We start from the raw sequence: 18,970 nt of genomic DNA, 5'->3' as shown, positions 1-18,970 counted from the left end.
TTTCTGTTGCAGGCTAACATCGGCCGGCCGAGATCACGGCGGCCTCAAGCCGACATGCAGCTGCGGCGGGAGGCCGGGCGCGGCGACGATCGACAGCATGCCGTGCCGCGTGGGCGCGGGCATCGGCGAGGGCGGGCCCTCCGGCCCGGTTAGCGGCGCCGAGACCGCGGCGTAGTGCCGGAGCGGCCAGCCGAGCCGACCCGCGACGTCCAGCAGCCGGCGGCGGATGAGGGCGTCGGGGCCGATCGCCGTCCGGGCCAGGCCGAACAGGGAGAAGACGGCGGGAGTCCCCGCCGGGCCGACCGACACGCTGAAGCCGGCCTGCGTGAAGGGCAGTCGGCGAGCAGCAGGCCGGTCGGAGAGCGTCTCGACCAGCTCGAGCAGGTCGCCCGCCTGCTCCGCCAGGCCGACGAGCCCCATCAACCGGTAAACCTCCCACGGCTCGAGGCCGTCGGCGCGGAAATATAATTCGAGGCGGCCGGTCCCGGCATCGAGGCCGATCATGCGCAGGATCGGGGAGCGGGTGGTCAGCAGCGGCCAGTGGCCCACCGCGTCCCGGACCCAGTCGTCCGCGGCGGGGGGGCCGCCTTGCGGCACTTCGGCGTACAGCTTGAAGGCGTCGCCATCCGGGCCATGCCTGCCGCTGATCCAAGCGCCGTAGTCGAGCCGCCCCGCCGACTGCACATGCCGCAGACGGTCGAGATGCGGGTCCAGATGCCGCAGCGGGTCGCCGTTGCGATCTCCGCCCGCCAGGTCGGCGACGGCGTCCAGAGCGCGGTCGAGGCGGCAGGCCGGCTCGCCGAGCGGCCCCGCGCACTCGACCGTATAGCGGATGGCCTCGCCGGTCGAGGTGAACCCGAGCTCGACCGGATAGCCGTCGCCGGTCAGCGGACTGAACCGCCAGGCGACCTCGGGCCAGGACGTGGCCAAGACGCCGGCCAGCAGCCGCTCCAGCGAGGCTGCGGCCCGAGCTGCCGGGAGGGGCGACTCGCGATGATACTGATTGAGCGCCATATCCAGGGCCGATTCCAACGTCGCGTCCAGAGCCGGTTCCAGGGACGGGGCCAGCAGCCGGTCCTGCATCAGGTTCGTGGGCTCATCCAGCACCCGGTCCTGCGCCAGGTCCATAGGCTGATCCAACTCCCGATCCATCGTACGATCCACTGTTTGATCCCTCGCCGGATCCCTCGCCCAATCCCACACCTGCTCTAACGGCAATCTCGCCATCCCATCAGGAAGTCTTCCTCCATCCGGTTCTGCTGACCCCGAATCTGTGGTGTCTGGCTCGGCCCGCCCAGCTGGTGGACTCGATCGACGAGCCGCTGATGGAAGGTGCGGTGGTCGATCAGGAAATTGCTTTGGTTGACCAAGTCCAGGAACGCTTGGGTGAAGTAGCCGTGGCTTGGCGTCTCGCCGGCATACTCGTTCCACCGGCAGGCGGCGAACAAGGTCGATTTGGCCAATGGAATGAACAGCTGATTCTGGTCTTCGCTCATGGTTAGCAGGCCGCTGCTCGCCTGGCTCACTTGGCTGACATTGTTGTTGTACGCCTGAGGAGTCGGGACTGTAGTGCCGAAGGGAATGACCTTTTTCAGCGTGGAGATGAGGCTCTGGATGAATTCGTTCGCATACCGGATGGACCGGATGGCGGCCGGATGCTCGGTCTCCTCGTGCATGCCGCCGGAGTGGCAGCTGTCGAGAATGATCGTGAAGTTCACGACCGAAGGCTGGAGACTCTCGGCCGCGGCGGCCAAGTCCCAGTCCGTGATGAACGGCCCGGAATACGGAATGATCGTCTGGTAGCTGGCGCCGCCGCCGATCGGATGCAGGCCGCCGTGCCCGGCATAATAGAAGCAGGCGACGTCGCCCGGCTCGGAGATCGACAGCATGTAGCGGATCGCCTGGCGGATGTTGGACGAGGTTGCGGTACTATCGGTATAGAGCCACACTTGGCTCGGATCGAACAGGAAGGCGTCGACGAGCAGGTGATACATGGCCTGGGCGTCGCGCACGCAGCCTCTCAGGTTGTCGAAACCCTGAACAGAGTAATTGTTAATGCCGACGACAACGGCTCGTTTGGTCATGGAGGTTCCTCCTCGAACTGGACTGGATTACGGATCAGAATACCGGATCGTTAGGACCGGACGGACTTACGGGGCTTCCTCTACCGGGATCAGCGTTTCGGCGGTTTCGACGAACGGCCCGCGGTGCATCGAATTGTCGGTGCCGATAAAGGTGTATCGATAGCGGTACGTCTTGAGCGCCGGATTGAGCAGGGCGAGGTTGAGCTGAACCGAATCGGCCTGGTTGCCCATCAGCTTCAACCGCTCCTCGCGGCGATACTGGTTCTCGGTGTCCTCGTACTCCACGTCGATGTACACCATCTTGACCTTCGCGCTCTCGAACAGCGGGATGAACTCGACCTGGATCGCGCCGGGGAACGGATCGTCCACCGGGATCAGCGCAGCCTGGCTCGTCACCGGCTCCGTGTCGCGGGTCGTCCCGTCCTTCAGATGATGAACGAACCGGTACGTGTAGCTCCGGGCGGTCCGGTCGTCCAGCCGGAGCTTCCATGTTTGCACGTCCGAGCTCTGCGTCAACACCAAGTGCTTGGTCTGCTCTGCGCCACCAGGAGGCTGATAGGCCAGGTGGACGTCGATCGAGTCGACGACACCCCAATCGACGCTTGCCGGCCTCACTTGAATCTCCAGGAACCCAAGGCTGTCGAACGGATTGAGCAGCAGCGTCCGGTCCTCGGTCCGGCGGGTAGGCAGGCTGTAGCTATGCTGGCTGCCGACCCAATCCGACTGGGGATTGAAGTGGTATTGAACGGAATAGGCGTAATCGGTATCCATCCGGTTGTTCATGAACACCTCGTACGTCTGGGAACCGATATGAGCCTTGTCGAACTTGAAATCTTTATGCTTCAATGTGGCGGGATCGGCAGGATCCCCATAGTTCAGGGCAAGATCGATCGAGTTGAGCCCGATGCGGTCAAAGTCGATCTGCGTCTCCGCCTGGATCGTGAACACGCGGAAGAACGGGTCGTCGAGGTCGACTTCCACGAAATGCTTGCCCTTCTCCAAGTCGGCGACCAGCAGGCCGAAGAACCCTTGCGGGGCATAAGTGCGCTGGGTCGCCTCGGAGCGGTCGTAGACAAGCTTGATATGCTTGCGCTCCTCCTGGTGGACGAACCGCAGCTTGAACGACACGAGCGCCGGGCTCGCGATACCGCCGGGAGCGGAGGCCACGCCGGCCGGCAGGTTGGCGGCCCGGGACGGCGGGACGTTCACGCCGACGGCGGCAGGCGGCTGCGGGACGCTGGATGCCGCCGGGAAGCCGGTGCTCTCGGTCGGGCTCACGCCGGCCGCGGGGGGTGTCGCCGGAGGCTGCGGGTTGTGGCCGTCCGCCGATTCGCCGTGCCCGGTGGCCGCCGTCGGGCTGACCGGCGGTCGGGCCGGGGCCGCGGCCGGAGTCCCGGATGCCGGCGTAGCGGGCGTGGCGTCGGGCCGCGGCGGCGCCGGGGTCGCAGGCGGGCGCAGCTCGTTGCCGCGCCGCAGCACTTGATCGAGCGGCTCCGGCTGAACGGCGCCGCCCGCGACCTGACCGGGCGTCAGCGTCGGTTCGAACCACTGCCGGAGCAAGTTCTCCTTGAAGAAGTCGAGCGCCCAGCGCTCCTTCTCCTTCTCATCCTCTTCGCCGGTGAAGTCGATCACCTTGATCTTGATGGCGCCGTCCTGTACCAGCTTCTCGAACGCGGCGTCAATCCCGGCGCGAACGAAGTACACTTGCGCTTCCAGACCCGCGCTCAATTGATTGTACACACGCTCCAGATCGGCGGTGATCTCGACGTTCAGCGCCGGGCGCATCCCGGTGAACTTGAGGTCGTAGATCACGCCGACCGGCTCGGTGCCTTGGGCGAACGCCTTCTCCAGGATCGTCGCCCCTTCCTGGCTGAGCGTCAGGCTGAACGCCGCGGTGTTCTCGCCGTGAAGCGAAGGGACCGACGCGCCCAGGATTTTCTCGACGGCATGGAACGACCCGGGGCCGGCCGGCTCCGTGGCGGCGCTCCCGCCCGAGCCCTGCAGATTGAGCGCGACGCACTGGACGGTGCCCTCGTCGAACGGGACGGCGGCCAGCTTGGGCCGTTCCTTCGTAAGGGACCGCAGCTTCGATAGAATGCGGCGCTCCAGATCGGGGTCGAGCTGCAGGTTGACCTCGAACATCAAGAAGCCGCCGCCCTTAGCCCCGGCGGCGACGGCCGCCGGTTTGTACTTGATAAACGTGAAGGCCGCCTGCCCGTTGCGCCGGGCGAGCTGGACCGGGCCCGGCAAGTACCAGAATTGGCTGGGGTCGGCGTGGTCGGGGAAGATCGTAATCCCCTCGACTGTAATCGTACGGCTGCCCAATAGTAACATGCGTTGCCTCCTTCCTTGATTCCGCGGTCATCTACCGGAGCGGCAGGACAACCTCGTCTTCATCGCTTAGTTTCCAGTCGATCGTCTTGCTGAGCCCGTTCGTATAGCGGCGGATGATCTGATAGCGGTAGGACGTAGGGCTCCCGACGGCAAAGTCGTATTCGAAATGCGCCTGGTCTTTCCCGGACTTGAGCGTAAACTCGTCTTCGAATTTCAAGCCGTGCTCGGTGTCCTCGTACTTGGCCTTCACGACCACATCGCGGAGCTTCAGGCCGGCGAAGTCGCCCAGCTCCGGACGGAAGGCGACGATCTTATGGCCCCGCATGTCCTCGCGAATCGTGATCCGCCGCTGAAGCGTGAACGACTGCGGAATATCCGCCACCGTCCCGTCCTTATGGATCACCGTAATCCGGTAACCGACCAGCCTCCGATCGGGGTCCTTCAGCGCGACCAGGAAATTCTGAGTGGCGGTGGCGGCGCTGTTGAATTCGTAGGAGGCCTCCTGCACGACATCATGAGCCGGGTCCTCGTACGAGACGTCCACGAACGCGCGGTCGACCTTCGTCCAGTCGAACACCGGCACGATCTCGAGCGTCCGCTTCTGCGGGAACGGGTCCCGGATCGTAAGCCGCTCGTCGTCGGTTTCGACCCAGGGCATCTCGACATCCCGGTGGTCGACCGCCCGATAGATCAGCTTATACCGGAACCGGGTGAGGGCCGGATTCAAGACGAACATCCTCCAGACCGTCTCAGTCGCATCTTCTTGCTTCAAGATATAACTGTCCGCCAGCCGAATCCCGTGCTCCGGGTCGGTGTACTGCAGTTGCACCTCGACATGCGAATAGCGGTCCCAGGGGAAGTTCAAGGCTTGGACCGGGATCGGCACGATGGAGTAGAGCTCACGGGGGTTGATCTCCACATATTCGCCGTTCTCCGTCGTGGCGGTCGACTGCAGTGTCACCGGCCGTTCCGTGCCGTCTTGATCCTTGAAGTTCACCGTGTATCGCACGCTCACGTCCTGGCGCATCGCCCCGCCGTCGAGGAGGCTGTTCCACTCGATGTCCGCGGTTTTCACGGTGGCGTCGAGCACCGCGCTCTTCGTCTGCCCGCCGTAGTCCAGGTGCACATGGATCGAGGCGATTTGATCGGCCGCGCAATCGGCCCGCGAGATCACATGAAGCTTCCGCTTCGTAAACCAGGGATCGTCGAGATCCACCTGCAGGATGAAGCGGTTCAGATCCACCCCAGGTTCGCGCAGGACCTTAAACAAGCCGCTCAAGTGACCTTGGGGATACACCGTTTTCTTGACCGTCGTGCGTTCCCGGATATTGAAGTCCAGCCGTTTGCGGTCGATGCGCTGACGGTCGATCTTGCGGTATGAGAAGCCGACAAGAGCGCCCCAACCCCCGGTCACGGCCAGCGCGGACGAAGTTTTGGCCAAATGCTCGATTTTGTCCCAGGTGTCCTCCTCGGGCTGGACCGGGTTCAGGCTCGGCTCGAAAAATTCGTTGGTGAGCATATCGCGTACTTCGTCCACCGCTTGATCGCGGCGGGCCATCAGCTCCGAATCCTCGCCTTCGGGGACGAAGGTGTCGACCTCGAGTACGATCGTGCGGTTGTCGATCAGCTTATCGATCGCTTCGGTGATTTGGGACTGGTAAAAAATCGAGTCGGTGCCGAACGTCTCCTCGAACTGCGATTGCACCCGGTCCCAGTCGATGTTCAGCCGGACGGAGTAGGCGGGGCGGAGCGCCAAGTAGTCGAGCGAGTAGACGATGCCGATGGGCGACATCTCTCCTTGCAGCGCCTTGCGGAGCACCTTCACCCCGTCCTCGGTGAGCCGGCACGAGAAGGCCGCCTGGTTGTCGCTGTAGAGCGAAGGTTTGGCATTGTGACTAAGCTTCAGCACGAACTTCGGTCCGGCAGCGGCCGGATCGGTCGGGCTTGGACCCGGGCTGGGGCTTGGACCAGGACCGGGACTTGGTCCGGCAGGAGCATCGCTCGTCTGCTGGTCGAACAGCATCATCTTGACCGTTCCGTCGACCAGCGGGACCGGCGCGAGCCGGGGCGGATTGCGGAGATTCTCCAGCCGCTTGATCTCGTCGCGGATCTCGTCGAGCGCCGCCTGGTCGATCCCCAGATTGACGTCAAAATTGAGAAAGCCGCCGGTTCCGGCCGAGCCGCGAAACTCGATGACTTGCAGCTGAGGGACGAGCACCCCGGTGGCGGTGTCCCGGATCTGCGTCAGCCGGGGCGGCCCGGGCAAGTAGTACCACTGCAGCGGATCTGCATGGTCACGGAACACAGTGACTTGATTGATGATGTGAAAGGGCGGGGCAAGGTAGAGCATCCGGATTCACCTCCTAGGCGGGCTTTTCGGGCAATACGAGCGTCTTTTCCGAGCTTGGGGTGACGGGGACCTTTTTCACCGATCCGTCGGCCATGAAGTAGGACGCGCTCCAATCGTAGCTTCGTTTGGTTTTGTCCTTGTACGGGAAGCTCCACTTCATCGTGTTGGCCGCGCCTTTTTTGAATACCAAATCCCCGGACTCTTCCACGCCGTTCACTTCGTCCTTATAATGCAGCGTCACCTTAAGCAGCTTCACTTGCTCGAAGTCCACCAAGTCCGGCATGACCTCGATCTCCTGGTACAGGACGGCGTCGCCCAGCATGATCGTACCTTGCTCGGCGGCCGTCTCGGGGATCTGTGTCACCGTCCCGTCCTTGAAGCGAATATTCGCGGAGTAAGTGACCTTGCCCCCTGCCTCGGCAATAACCGGAAACGTCCAATCCTCGAACGTACTCTCCCGGGTCAACGCGACCGAATGCGTCTGGGTGTAGTTGTTCGTCTCGTCACGGTACTGCATGTCGACGAAGATCGTATCGATACGCGTGTCGAAGTCTCCGAAGCCGCGGATGTTGACCGTCTTGCTCGCGCTGAACGGATCGTCGATGAACAGCTTCGGCGACCCGCTCGACTGCCAGCTGCTCAAGAACTCTTTGCCGTCCGCCATGAAGTACTTGACCTGGTACTGATACGGATTCCGGCGCGGCTGGAAAATCACTTGCACCCAGCGATGCTCTAGATGGTCCCGGTCCAGCTTGAACACTTGCTCGATCGGGTTCACGCCGTTCGCCCGGTCCTCGTACTGCAGGGTGACCAACGCTTCCTGCACCTGATTGAAGTTCAGATCGCCCTGTGCGAGCTCGACCGCCAGAATCCCGGTATCGCCGACATTGATCGTCAGGTGCTGCTCATCGCTCTCCATCTCGGGCGATTGGTAGCGCTCGGAGGCATTCTTGTAGTTGACCTGGTACGAGTACTTGTACTTGTAGTTGTCGTTCGCGATGTAAGTGCTGAACTTGCCGACATCGTCCGGTTTCCTGAGGGGAATCTCCTGCACCCGATGCTCGGCGCCTTGCTTGTACTCGAGCTTGACCTCGATGCTGTCGAGCGGCAGCTTCTCGAAGTCCGCGTTCGCCCGCGCCGTCACGTTCAGCTGCTTGAAGAACGGATCGTTCAGGTCCACGACGAGGGAATAGTCGCTCCACTTGAACGGCTGGCCGTCCCGGCCGATCATGCTGGTGATGTTCGGCAGCGTCCCGCGCGGGGAAGGGTTCCATTCCATGATCGCGCCTTCCTTGTACGTACGCCGGAAGCTGACGGCCTTGCTGGTCACCACATCGATGTTGATGTTCTCGAGGTCGTGCTCCTTGTACCAGGCTCTGGCCGCGGCCGGGTCGACGGGAGGAATGTCGCCCAGTACCATTTTGGCCACCGCGTCTTCCAGGCTCTTCCACGCCCAATCGCGCACGGTGCTTAGCACCTTCTGGTCGGTCACTCCGCCGGGGTTCAGGTCGACGCCGCCCGCGTTGCTCTCGATCATTCTCTCCGTCAGAGTCTCCCGGTAGCTGTCTTCGGACCAGAAGTTCTCCTCGACGTCGATCGCCTGATGGAACTCCATGAATTTACTGGCGCTGAACCACACGGTCGCAGTGATCGCCGGCAGCCGGACCGGCATCCAGATGTCATAGGCCACTTGGACGACGCCGCCCTTGTCCTGCAGCGCCTGCTCCAGCATCGTTGCACCTTCTGCCGACAGCTCGACGGTGAACGGCGTGATCATCTTGCCGTACAGCGATGGCGCGCCGGGGCTGACGATCTTCTCTACGAAGGCGCCCGCGCTGTCCAGCACGGTGATGCTCGCCGAACCGCGGAGGAAGCTCATCTGACCGATCTTGATCTGAGGCGCCGGCAGCGGACGGCCTCTGTTCTTCCAGACCTGTTCGTACCGCTCCTGGAGGATCGCTTTCGTTTTGTCCAATTTGTCCTCGGGGACTACGAACTCCACGTCGGCGATGAGGAACCCGCCGCCTTTCTTGCCGTCGGCCCGGTCGATCGGGAAGCGGTACTTGATGAATTTGAACACCGGGTGCCCATTGTCGTCGATCCGGAACCTCGGCTGGCTCGGCAGCACATAATAGGTGGTCTCGTCCGCATGGTCGCGATATACGGTAGACCCTTCGATAACCTCCGGCTTATCCCACATTAGCATCGTTTATTACCTCCTTGTGGTGTTTGGTTTCTCGCGCCCGCCCTGTGCCGCTGTTCGGGTTTCACGAGGGGATGATTCGGATATGTTCTTGTCCGCTGCCGGCTGGGAACCAGGCGCTTACGTCAGCCGAAGATTCCAAGGGGACCGTGCCTATCCCGGCTCGGCGGACAGTCCCGCGATACGTGACCCGCAGGCAATCCGGAGTCCCGTTCAGCGCTCTCGCCGCCTGGCCCGCTTGCTCGGTTGTGAGGGCGATGTTGAAAAGAGCGCTGTAGGGCGGGTACCCGGACGACCGGGAAGTCTGTACCTCTGTGAACGCCCCCGATCCGTCGCCGAACTCGAGCGCCACCCGATCGATGTCGGCGAGCTCCGGCAAGAGCCGGACGGAGACCGGGGTGAGCCTGCGGTTCTGGAACCGCCGTACGATCTCCATTCGGAGTGCGGCAAGCTCCGCTTCTCCCGCCGCCCACTGCGCGCAGAGCTGCAACCGCGATCCCGTGTCGCCCAGCCAGAGGATGAGGACCGGCCGTCGGGAGGGATCGCGCTCCGGCATAGGGGGACCGGGCCTGTAGTAAAAGGCGGTGCGATCCTCCGGATCGGCATAGCAAACCATGTCTTGGAACCGGAATTCGTCGTTCATGTCCTGCTCAGGCCGGCTCGGCATGTTCATTCCCCTCCTCATACAAGTAGGCGTTCGAATGGAGACTGAACGTCGGACCAGGGTCCGGGTACGCCATCGCTCCCCGCGTGCCGCCGATAGCGGTACCCGGCCTGGAAAGGGGACGAGGCATAGTATGTAAATGTCTTCCTGGGCCGGTCGGGGGTAAGCGCCAGCACGACGATCGCGTCCGCGGTCTCCGGCCGGTTCTCCGGCAGCAGATCGATCGCGACCAGCGGCTCGGCGGCGGGCCCGTCGAGCTCGACGACGACTTCGTGCGAGCCGAACTCCGGGAACGAGTGCAGCCCCAGAAGCCGAGGCTCGAGAGGACCCGGTCCCGATCGCAGCTTCCGGTCTCCTTCGCGCGAGCGGAACTCGAACTCGACGGTCGCCTCTGCCGCGTGCACCGGGACCGGGACCGCCACCTCCGGCCGGTCTTGGTCGAGCTCGAAGACTAGGGACGCCGTCGCTCCGTCTTCGATCCATCGGCAAAGGCCGTGAACCGAAGCCAGCTCCAGCAGGCTCCGGTCGGCCGCTTGCGGTACGAAGCGGACGGGAAAGTCGTCCGGCGTCAGATACAGCCGATCGCCGCTGGCGGCGACTTCTCGCCCGTCCAACTGGACCGCTCCGCGGGAGTCCTCGAGAATCACGAACGTTGCATATGTATAGTCCAGCCGCTCCGTCGGGGAGAGCTTGAGCCGAATGGACGCCGCATCGGCGGGCGGGATCAGCTCGGCTGACGCGACAACCGCCTGAGGCCGTGAAGGCGGTCGAGGCGGGGCACGCAGTGTAACCCCTATGGCCGCGACGCCCGGTCGGACCTCCGGGATATTCGTGGACACATCGACTTGGTACATGCCGGTCGGCAGCGGCGGCACGATGATCGGAGGCGGGACGATCGCTTGGGTCCCGGCGGTCCGAATGACCTGCCGGGCGGCCTCGAACGGCCGGAGAGGCAGGACCAGCGGCCGCCAAGAGTAGAGCGGCTGCGACAAGTCCCACTCCATGTGTCCGCTCCCGCTGTCGTCGATCCAGCTCAACGCCAAGTACCCTCGGCCATCCGCCTTCGGTGACGCGGCGAACGCCCCGAATCGCGCCCGGACCCAATCGGCGAGGGTTTCCGCGAGCTCCATAGGGTCCGGGGCGGGGGCCATGCCCTCTACCTCCAGGCCTAGCTTCGACAGGTCTCCGCAGAACACACTCACTAGCTCCTCTCGGGCGATTCGGCCTTCGGCATCCAACCGGGCGGCCATCGCCGTCCGGAAGCGGGCCGGGTCCAGGCGGACGCGGAGCGGCAAGCGGGGGGCGATACCGGCGAGCTCCAATTCCGCTTGGGCCTGCAGAGGCAGCGTCTCGTCCTGGATCAGGCTCTTCATCAGCTGCGCCCCTTCGGCCGACAGCCGCAGCAGGACGCGGGCGTTCGTGAGGCCGTTCCACGCCAGCGGGATCGACTGGCGTGCTTCCGCCGGCAGCTCGACGCCGTCCGGAGCCAGCAGGCGCATACAGCCTCCGGCGAAAATCGCCGGTTCGAGCGTGGCACCGGCATGCAGCTCCCGCAGCCGTGCAGTAGCCGGCTCGATCGGGTTGTGCGGCGTGAGGCGCAGCTGGAGGACGCCGTAAGGCTGCGGGGGCAGCATCGGATTTTGTCCGCGGTACAGCTGCAGCCGGATATCCGGCAGTCCGTCAGGGCCTGTGGCTACATCGAGGGAATCCGGCGTGAAGACATGCGGTCCCCGCCCCTCGAACGGGTAATAGATCCGGGATTCGCCGCAGGGAATGGATTGCTGAAAGTCCGGCCGCCTCATCTCACGACACATCCCCCTGCAGGATGTATAACAAATCGCCGGTCTTGGCCTTCCAGTCCTTCTGCGTCATCCCGCTGAGCCGGATCGCGCTGACCCTGTAGTGATATTCGCCGCTGTTCTCGCGCCGTAGAAGCACATCCGCGATGGGGAACGGAAGCGACAGCTTGACCTCCGGCTGCTCGGGGCTTAGCGAGAGCGTGACGCTGCTCTCCTCGCGGTCTCCGTGCTTCAGCTCGACTACGATCTCGCTCAGACGATTCTCCTCGGGCTGGCCCTGCGGCAGGTTGAAGATCGCCGGCAGCGTCTTGACCGTAATCTCCTGCTCATATTGGGCCGTGAACGGATCCTGGATGGCGGTCCAGATCGCTTCGCGATCGGGGAGAACCTTCACGCCGCCATCCAGATCCAGGGTCGCTTCGACCTGGCCTGCGGCAGTTGGATCCGTCGACGTCGGAGCGACGGTGAAGACGAGCTCGTCACCCGAGGCTAGACGCTCCACCGGGAGCGCGAGGCCGCGCAGCTCGCCGGGCACCTCGGCCCCGTCGCGGTATAGCTGGGCGCCGAGCCGGTCGATCCGCACCGGGCTCTCGATCACATTTCGCAGCGTCACCTGGACTCCGCCGGATGCCGGATCGGGCGTGTACCGGTACTCGAAGAGCTCGCCGGCCAGATCATCCATACGGGCGGTGAAGGGGACCTTCTCGGCAACCTGATCTTGCTCGGCATCCAGGCTGACCTCGACCTCTCCCGTCATGAGGAGGGCGGCCGTTCCCGACCCCATCAGGCTCTCGAACACCTGCTGCAGCTCTTGGAGCGACAGCGACAGCGCATCGACGATGCCCTCCTTCAGGTTGACCAGCGCTCCCTCCCGCAGCTGGAACGGCCCGGCCGTATTAGGCAGGGCGAGTCGGAACTTCAGCCGGCTGGCATCCGCCAGCAGCGGTTGGAAGACGGGGCCGGTAATCCCATCCGGGAGAGTCCCGGTCACCTGGCCCTTCAGCTCTTGGGCGGCCGCCTCCAACCGGTCCGGGTCTATGTACGGCGCCGCCGCGTATTCCAGCGTGGCCCGAGACGTGCGGAGCGTCCCGTCTTCCGACGTGAATCGGGCCGACATGAACGGCAGGTAGGGCGAGACGGGCAAGCGGGCGAGCTTGAAGGCGTCCGGCAAGTAATAGAACAAATACCGGCGGCTCGTCTCCTGGTAGTAGCTATGGAAGTCGTCCCCGCGGCGCACTTGATGCCGGATCAGACCTGGGCGCTCGCCGGTGGGAGTAATTCCGCCGAAGATGTAACCATGCAGATTTGCTGGGAAGTAGAAGGGGAGCTGCGTATCCAACACTCGGCTGACGATACGGTAACGCGGCGTCGGCGTTGGCGTCGGCGTCACAACCGACAGATCGATGTTCCCGATTCCTCTGCCAACGACGGATATTAAATCAGGTGAAATTTTCACGGTGCTGTTCCTGCTCAGGTTGGGGAAGGCTCTGGCTGTGCGGATCGAGAGAGGGGACGGCTGAGGTGCGACGGGCTTCACGGGCTGCGCAGGCTTTACAGGAAGAACGGAAAAGGGTTGCGGACGAATCACCGGCTTCACGGGAACAATCGGAATCGGGCGCGGCCCCGGGACGGGACTCGCAGACCCTTCCTTCGGCGCTGCCGGAATAGCCGCCTGAACGGCGCGACGGACGATCAAGGCTGCATTCGCTTGCGGCTCCGTCAGGGCGGCGTACAATTCATCGCGCTCGGCCAGACTATTCAGCTGCAACGCAGCTTGGAGGCCGTCCGGTTCCGCGGTCACATCCCCGAACGTCAGCTCCTTGTGCACCCCACCCGACCCGATGAGCACGTACCTCAGGATCACGGTGACTTGGTGCGGGAGCACCGACGCGTCTCTGGCGGCGAGCTCGATCTCCTGGGCCGGATAGGGAAGGAGATGCACCCGCAGCACCCAGCCGGGAGCGCGTTCTTCGACGGTGATGCGGTATTGCTCTTGCCCGCCGGTCGTTCTCTCCGTAGCCACCTTGTAGCGGGGCAAATAGACTTTGCGGGCTGCGTCCGCAGGCTGCTCGAAGAGGACCGTATCGCCGATCTCCTCCGTAGGGCTGATCGGGACGGTCAATTCTTCCCGGGTATAGTCCTTGTCATGGAGCTGGATGCGGGCTAGGGCTTCGGTAATAGCCGGATTGTTAAGGAGGCTAAGCTTCGTGCGGGCAGCATTAAACTGGAACGGCATGGCGTTCACTCCTCGGCGTTACGGATGGAAAATGGAAGAGGTTCTAGGGTGCGGAGCAAGCGGATTTGATGCGAGCGGATGAAGTTCATGATGAGGATCATACCTAACACACGCTACATCATAGCAAAGTTTCATTTGGTAATAATGGGAAGAAGGAGCCAATTTGGCACTTTGAGCGACTAGGTCGTAGAGATGGATTTTTTCATGCCTTTTTTGGCGGAAGGGTCGTATTGTGTCGGAATCTGTAACATAGAAAAATGGAAGGATCAGGGAGAGAGGGTAGACACCGAATTACAATTTATGGTATAGTGCAAGTATCCAAACGGTGGTGAAGCACACCCCTGGCAGGACGCATTCCGCGTCCCGTCAGGGGTTTTCTGTTTGCCCCGGCAACTATAAAGGAGCGATATTATGCAGCCCGTCCGGTTATACGACCAACCTCAGGAATTCGCCGAGATGATGATGCGTCATTTGCGCGAGAGCTTAAATCTCGAAGTGAGGCAGGACGCGTATGAACCCCTTTTGCTCGAGATTCAATACGATAAGGACAACGAGGAGGATAAGTCCAGAGTCAGCCTGCACGAGACGTTCGTCACCTACATGCGCACCGGTGATTTGAACACGGCGATCGATTACCTGAACGGGGTGCTTCGGTGTTCGACGGATATCCGGGATCGGCAGGAGGAGATGTTGAGGCTCGATCCCCAGTTCATCTATCCGGTTCTGCGGAGTAAGGAATATGTGGAGCAGGCGGGGCTGGGATCCGGTCCTCTGGCGGAGGAAAGCCTTCCCGGGCTGTGCATGATGTTTCTGGAGATTAAAGAAGGCTACTCCAAAATCATCAATCAGGAGATGTTGGACCACCATCCCAGATTAACCGCAGAACGCGTGAAACGGCTGGCTTATCGCAATTTGCGCGCCGAGGGCTGGTCCTACCCCAACCTGAATCTGCAAAGCCCCTTTCACTCCTCCTGCTGGGTAGACGTCTATACCGATCCTCCGTTTCCCCCGGAGTGCCAGTTTCTGTATCCGGAGATGGCGCGGGGACATACCGCCGATTCCTATCTGATTGCCTTCACGAACCGCAAAACTACGATTCTGATGCGCGCCGAAGAGCCCATGGACACGGTTGACCGCGCGATCCGGCTGGTTAAGAAGTCCCGTTTCGTGGATGTCGTTCGGCGCAGCTATCGTGTAATGCCGCATCCTGTTTCGGATCGCATCTATTGGTGCCATAAGGGGGAGTTTCGCTGGTTGGAGGGGGTGTAGGGGAAAAATCAACTAACAAATGGGTTATAAAAATAACAAATAAGTTATATTTCGTTGGACAATCCTGTATAATTAGTTGTGAGGAGCAGTCGTTCCGTGTACAAGTACGAAGTTTCCAGTTTGCCTGAAGTCGAAGCATTCATAATGGAGGTCGAAGCTAAGATGAACAAGGGCGATAAGGATGCCAGAATTTTGTTTGAGAAAATCAATTACTGTATTGAACGTATCCGGTTACAGGGAACTCGTGCCGGAATAAAGATTATTAAGAATCTTAAGGGCAAGGAGAATGATAACCTATATGAGATAAGGCCACTTGACGAAAGGATATTTATGTGTTTCTGGCATGGAAAGCATTTTCTCATGTTATCTCATTATAGGAAAGACGCGAATGAAACAGATGCGCTAGAGTTGGCGAGAGCGAGAAGATTGAGGGATAAATTTTTGAAGGAACATCCGATTCGGGTAGAAAAAGAAGGAAAGAAAAGCCAGTGAGGGAGATGATTATCGTGAGAACTTGGGATGACTTGGTGAACGATATGAGCCCCGAGAGTCAACAAGAGGCTGCGATTATTCGCAAACGGGCAGCTATGGTAGTTACCCTGATCGAATTGAGAGTGAGAAAAGGTTGGACCCAAGCGGAATTGGCTAAAAGAGCTAGGATGAAGCAATCTGCGATTGCCCGATTCGAAAGTGATACAACGGCTCCGCGGATTGATACCATCCTCCGGGTGGCAATGGCTCTAGGGGTCGACCTTACCTTAATCCCATCGGATCATGCGGGCAATCAACAGGCTGCTACTTCTGCAATGGCTTATTAACTCGCTTACCGTTAAAACCCGACATGATTAGTCGGGTTTTTGTTGTAAATTTCGCCGAGCTGCTTCTTGGAGGGGAATCGGCGTTCGCTGGAATAAGCAAGTTACCGACAGACTCACCCAGGAAATTCTCGGACATGGTATGATAGATGGGATGAATTCGGGAGGGATGAAGATGCAAAAAAAACCGAACAAGCCCAATTTGCTGCTCATCACGGTAGACCAGATGCGGGGGGATTGCTTAAGCGCACTCGGACATCCAGTCGTAGAGACGCCCAATCTGGATGCCTTGGCTCACCGCGGGGTACTGTTCCGGAACGCTTATTCCGCAACGCCGAGCTGTATACCGGCCAGAGCCGCCATCTTCACAGGCATGAGCCAACGCTCGCACGGCCGCGTCGGGTATCAGGATCGGGTGCCGTGGACCTACGAGCACATGCTGCCCGAAGAACTGGCCAAGGCGGGGTACCACACGCAATGCGTGGGCAAGATGCACGTGTATCCGACCCGGAACTTGTGCGGCTTCCACAACGTCGTGCTGCATGACGGGTATATGCACTATAACCGGTACAAGCACGGGGTAGCCGCGGCGGAGCATTTCGATGCCTGCGACGATTATTTGCGGGATCTGAAGCGGCAGGCCGGCTTCGACCAGGACCTGCTCGACAGCGGCATGGACTGCAACGCCTCGACCGTGGCCCGCCCCTGGCATCTCGCGGAGTCGCTGCATCCGACCAACTGGGCCGTGACGGAATCGATCGACTTCTTGAGGCGCCGCGACCCGTCCAAGCCGTTCTTTCTATGGACGTCGTTCGTCCGGCCGCACCCGCCGTTCGATCCGCCTCAAGTCTACTTCGACATGTACAAGGACTTGGAGATGCCGGCCCCGCCGGTCGGCGATTGGGTCGATGAAGAGAGCGCGATGCACGGGGACCCGAGTCCGGTTACCGCGTTCCGCAAGCTCGAGGGCCGGCGGCTCAGCCGCGCCCAGGCGGCCTACTATGCGCTCATCACACATCTGGACGATCAGATCGGCCGCCTGTTGAACGGGCTGAACGAGCACGGCGTGCTGAACGACACGCTTATCCTCTTCACCTCCGATCACGGGGAGCTGATGGGCGACCATCATTACTTCCGCAAATCCCTCCCCTATGAGGGAAGCGCCAAAGTGCCGTTCCTGCTCTACGATCCCGGAGCTAATCTCGGGCTGCAGCGCGGTACGACCGTCGATCGAGTTGTGGAATTGCGCGATATTATGCCCACCCTGCTCGAGGCTGCCGGAGTGCCGATTCCGGAGAGCGTCGAGGGGGCGAGCCTGTTGCCGCTAGCGCAAGGACAAGCTCCGGCATGGAGGGAGTATGTGCACGGGGAGCATACGGCAGGCCCTCTGTCCAATCATTACATCACCGATGGGCGGACGAAATACATTTGGTTCTCGCAGACCGGCCGCGAGCAGCTGTTCGACCTCACCGCGGACCCGCAGGAGTGTGCGGATTTGTCAGGATCGGCCGAGCATGCGTCTCTGCGGGAAGCCTTCCGCGCGCGGCTCATTGAGGAGCTTCAGGACCGGGAAGAAGGCTACTCGCACGGAACCGAGCTCATCGCAGGGAGGACTCCGCGACCGGTGCTCGCCCATATCGGGCAACATTAATCCGTCATGGACGACAAACGTACGCAGATGTGGTTGTAAGGCTAAGCTCTCTAATAAGATAACCAAGTTTACTAGAACGGGGTTCAAAACGGGATTTTCGGGGTCGTTGTAAGCCCAACTTAATCCATTCGTCCAGCACGGAAGCACCGTGCAAGCAGAAGCTTTTTCTGTTTGCGCGGTTTTTTGTGGTCAAAATTACAAGGGAGCGTGTTGTTCATGTATCCGAAAGTCGTAGTGCCGAAAAAAATAACCCGAAAGTGGCTGGACCAAGCGTTCGCACCGCTCAGGCATTATCTCGAGCGCCACTCTCCCGAGAAGGCGCAGGACATCATGGGTTTTCTCATGTTTATGGGGAATAACGACGGGAAATTTTACTACAAAAACTCGATTACGAGGGATGCAGTTATTTTCGACCAGGAGGGTAAGCTGCTTTATTGTTCAGAAGCGTCTCTGCAGCACAAGTTCGATTGGGGGTATGCCGACCCCGACCCTGCCGTTACGGAGGATCCGTTCACTCACCCGAATGTCGAGAAGTGGATGCGGACATATCTGAAGAAGCGAGAACTTGAGGTGTATGGGAAGGAGATCCGACTGTTCCTGCAGCACTTGTGGGGGCCGGTCGCGAACTATGACTTTTCGGACCTGACCGTAGGCTATCCCTTCGGCAACAAGAGGTTCCGGCAGTATCTCTACATCTATCCGGCAGAGTGCCCCGCTCGGATCGCCTTCCTATTCCCCGGAGAAGCCGTCGTGACCTACAGCTGCGAGCCGGAGGTGACCCGGACCTACCGGCGGCATGAGTTCGAGCTCCAAGCTTGGGGGTACCGGATTATGACGATTCTCATCGAAGGTCTGGAGCGGGATATGCACACAGAGCGCAGGGTGCTGGAGCGGCTGATGGAGACGGCGGCGAAAAGGGAGTGAACGTTCTTATCCCATCCGAGCCCGGCGCCTCGCAACGAACTGCTTCCACTGGAAGTACATAAAGCAGCCGAGGCAGAACCCGGACAACGCCAGCACGACCGCAACGGTCAGCATCCCCAAACTGATCAGAGACACGATGCGGAAACCGAACGCATGCGCGACGAGCGTCACGACCAGGAACAGGATGGCCAGCAGGTTGTTGAAGCGCAGCAGCACGCGGCTTTCCGTTTTGGAGCTGACGGGCAGCAGCGGGGATAGCAGGCGGACGAACCCATTATAACGGACCCCGTAAGTCCGGCTGATCAATTGGACGACCAAAGGGAGAACCAAAATCCAAAGCTGCTGAAAAAGCAAGCTCGCCACAATACTCAGCAGAATGCCCAATTGATTGGCGCGTACTCGGTGGAGGGGCACTTCGTCTATGCAGTCGTAGCTTAAGGGAATAGGCCTATTGCTCATGGGGAACGACCTCCATTGAAGTGAAATTCTGTTAATCATTATTATACATGAAACCATAGTTAACGGGTAGGCATTCTTAGGTTACTGATTTTTCCTATCGGTATAGAAATCTTCTATCCTGTCTACTCTTGTAGGATGATGGCAGATCTTGCGCTATAATGACAGAGAATAGTGGAATACGG

The 18,970-nt window shown here is 60.9% G+C and carries 14 protein-coding genes; 5 read left to right on the top strand and 9 right to left on the bottom strand.

The annotated features are described in order from the left end of the window. Positions 1 to 33: 33 nt before the first annotated feature. The 8 genes from ACI5FR_RS09470 to ACI5FR_RS09435 all read right to left on the bottom strand — a co-directional run bounded on the left by ACI5FR_RS09470 (position 34) and on the right by ACI5FR_RS09435 (position 13,670). A complete protein-coding gene (locus tag ACI5FR_RS09470; RefSeq protein WP_405453536.1) occupies positions 34 to 1,128 on the bottom strand; it encodes a hypothetical protein in 1,095 nt (364 codons plus the stop codon). Between the two features lie 80 nt (positions 1,129 to 1,208). Further along, a complete protein-coding gene (locus ACI5FR_RS09465; protein ID WP_405453533.1) occupies positions 1,209 to 2,084 on the bottom strand; it encodes a caspase family protein in 876 nt (291 codons plus the stop codon). A gap of 66 nt (positions 2,085 to 2,150) precedes the next feature. Further along, positions 2,151 to 4,418: a hypothetical protein gene (locus ACI5FR_RS09460; RefSeq protein WP_405453530.1), complete on the bottom strand. Its 2,268-nt coding sequence runs from the start codon at positions 4,416 to 4,418 to the stop codon at positions 2,151 to 2,153. Between the two features lie 31 nt (positions 4,419 to 4,449). Next, positions 4,450 to 6,768, bottom strand: coding sequence for a hypothetical protein (locus tag ACI5FR_RS09455; protein ID WP_405453527.1), 2,319 nt, complete (start codon positions 6,766 to 6,768; stop codon positions 4,450 to 4,452). Between the two features lie 13 nt (positions 6,769 to 6,781). Continuing rightward, a complete protein-coding gene (locus tag ACI5FR_RS09450) occupies positions 6,782 to 8,974 on the bottom strand; it encodes a hypothetical protein (RefSeq protein ID WP_405453524.1) in 2,193 nt (730 codons plus the stop codon). Between the two features lie 61 nt (positions 8,975 to 9,035). After that, complete coding sequence (locus ACI5FR_RS09445; RefSeq protein WP_405453522.1) at positions 9,036 to 9,638, bottom strand: hypothetical protein; 603 nt, start codon at positions 9,636 to 9,638, stop codon at positions 9,036 to 9,038. A gap of 14 nt (positions 9,639 to 9,652) precedes the next feature. Further along, entirely contained in the window at positions 9,653 to 11,437 is a 1,785-nt protein-coding gene (locus tag ACI5FR_RS09440; protein WP_405453519.1) for a hypothetical protein, read from the bottom strand. Between the two features lies 1 nt (position 11,438). After that, entirely contained in the window at positions 11,439 to 13,670 is a 2,232-nt protein-coding gene (locus tag ACI5FR_RS09435) for a hypothetical protein (protein WP_405453516.1), read from the bottom strand. Between the two features lie 411 nt (positions 13,671 to 14,081). On the opposite strand from ACI5FR_RS09435, the gene ACI5FR_RS09430 reads away from it, so the two are divergent. The 5 genes from ACI5FR_RS09430 to ACI5FR_RS09410 all read left to right on the top strand — a co-directional run bounded on the left by ACI5FR_RS09430 (position 14,082) and on the right by ACI5FR_RS09410 (position 18,329). After that, on the top strand, positions 14,082 to 14,939 hold the full coding sequence (locus tag ACI5FR_RS09430; protein ID WP_405453513.1) for a hypothetical protein: 858 nt from the start codon (positions 14,082 to 14,084) through the stop codon (positions 14,937 to 14,939). 96 nt (positions 14,940 to 15,035) lie between these two features. Next, positions 15,036 to 15,431: a type II toxin-antitoxin system RelE/ParE family toxin gene (locus ACI5FR_RS09425; protein ID WP_405453510.1), complete on the top strand. Its 396-nt coding sequence runs from the start codon at positions 15,036 to 15,038 to the stop codon at positions 15,429 to 15,431. 14 nt (positions 15,432 to 15,445) lie between these two features. After that, positions 15,446 to 15,757, top strand: coding sequence for a helix-turn-helix domain-containing protein (locus ACI5FR_RS09420; RefSeq protein ID WP_405453507.1), 312 nt, complete (start codon positions 15,446 to 15,448; stop codon positions 15,755 to 15,757). A 166-nt stretch (positions 15,758 to 15,923) separates the two neighbouring features. After that, the gene (locus ACI5FR_RS09415) at positions 15,924 to 17,405 is read left to right on the top strand and encodes an arylsulfatase (protein ID WP_405453504.1); all 1,482 of its coding nucleotides are present in this window, start codon (positions 15,924 to 15,926) and stop codon (positions 17,403 to 17,405) included. 216 nt (positions 17,406 to 17,621) lie between these two features. Then, positions 17,622 to 18,329: a hypothetical protein gene (locus tag ACI5FR_RS09410; protein ID WP_405453501.1), complete on the top strand. Its 708-nt coding sequence runs from the start codon at positions 17,622 to 17,624 to the stop codon at positions 18,327 to 18,329. 6 nt (positions 18,330 to 18,335) lie between these two features. Here ACI5FR_RS09410 and ACI5FR_RS09405 read toward each other — a convergent pair whose 3' ends face one another. Further along, positions 18,336 to 18,788: a DUF4395 domain-containing protein gene (locus ACI5FR_RS09405; protein WP_405453499.1), complete on the bottom strand. Its 453-nt coding sequence runs from the start codon at positions 18,786 to 18,788 to the stop codon at positions 18,336 to 18,338. Positions 18,789 to 18,970: the final 182 nt, after the last annotated feature.

Source organism: Paenibacillus sp. HJGM_3 (assembly GCF_045062745.1).
Taxonomy (GTDB): domain Bacteria; phylum Bacillota; class Bacilli; order Paenibacillales; family NBRC-103111; genus Paenibacillus_AA.
This window is presented reverse-complemented; position numbering and strand designations above follow the sequence as displayed.

Bases quoted from the DNA above. Each gene is read 5' to 3' on its own strand.
- ACI5FR_RS09470 (WP_405453536.1), bottom strand. From the start codon at position 1,128: ATGGACCTGGCGCAGGACCGGGTGCTGGATGAGCCCACGAACCTGATG.
- ACI5FR_RS09465 (WP_405453533.1), bottom strand. From the start codon at position 2,084: ATGACCAAACGAGCCGTTGTCGTCGGCATTAACAATTACTCTGTTCAG.
- ACI5FR_RS09460 (WP_405453530.1), bottom strand. From the start codon at position 4,418: ATGTTACTATTGGGCAGCCGTACGATTACAGTCGAGGGGATTACGATC.
- ACI5FR_RS09455 (WP_405453527.1), bottom strand. From the start codon at position 6,768: ATGCTCTACCTTGCCCCGCCCTTTCACATCATCAATCAAGTCACTGTG.
- ACI5FR_RS09450 (WP_405453524.1), bottom strand. From the start codon at position 8,974: ATGCTAATGTGGGATAAGCCGGAGGTTATCGAAGGGTCTACCGTATAT.
- ACI5FR_RS09445 (WP_405453522.1), bottom strand. From the start codon at position 9,638: ATGCCGAGCCGGCCTGAGCAGGACATGAACGACGAATTCCGGTTCCAA.
- ACI5FR_RS09440 (WP_405453519.1), bottom strand. From the start codon at position 11,437: ATGAGGCGGCCGGACTTTCAGCAATCCATTCCCTGCGGCGAATCCCGG.
- ACI5FR_RS09435 (WP_405453516.1), bottom strand. From the start codon at position 13,670: ATGCCGTTCCAGTTTAATGCTGCCCGCACGAAGCTTAGCCTCCTTAAC.
- ACI5FR_RS09430 (WP_405453513.1), top strand. From the start codon at position 14,082: ATGCAGCCCGTCCGGTTATACGACCAACCTCAGGAATTCGCCGAGATG.
- ACI5FR_RS09415 (WP_405453504.1), top strand. From the start codon at position 15,924: ATGAAGATGCAAAAAAAACCGAACAAGCCCAATTTGCTGCTCATCACG.
- ACI5FR_RS09410 (WP_405453501.1), top strand. From the start codon at position 17,622: ATGTATCCGAAAGTCGTAGTGCCGAAAAAAATAACCCGAAAGTGGCTG.
- ACI5FR_RS09405 (WP_405453499.1), bottom strand. From the start codon at position 18,788: ATGAGCAATAGGCCTATTCCCTTAAGCTACGACTGCATAGACGAAGTG.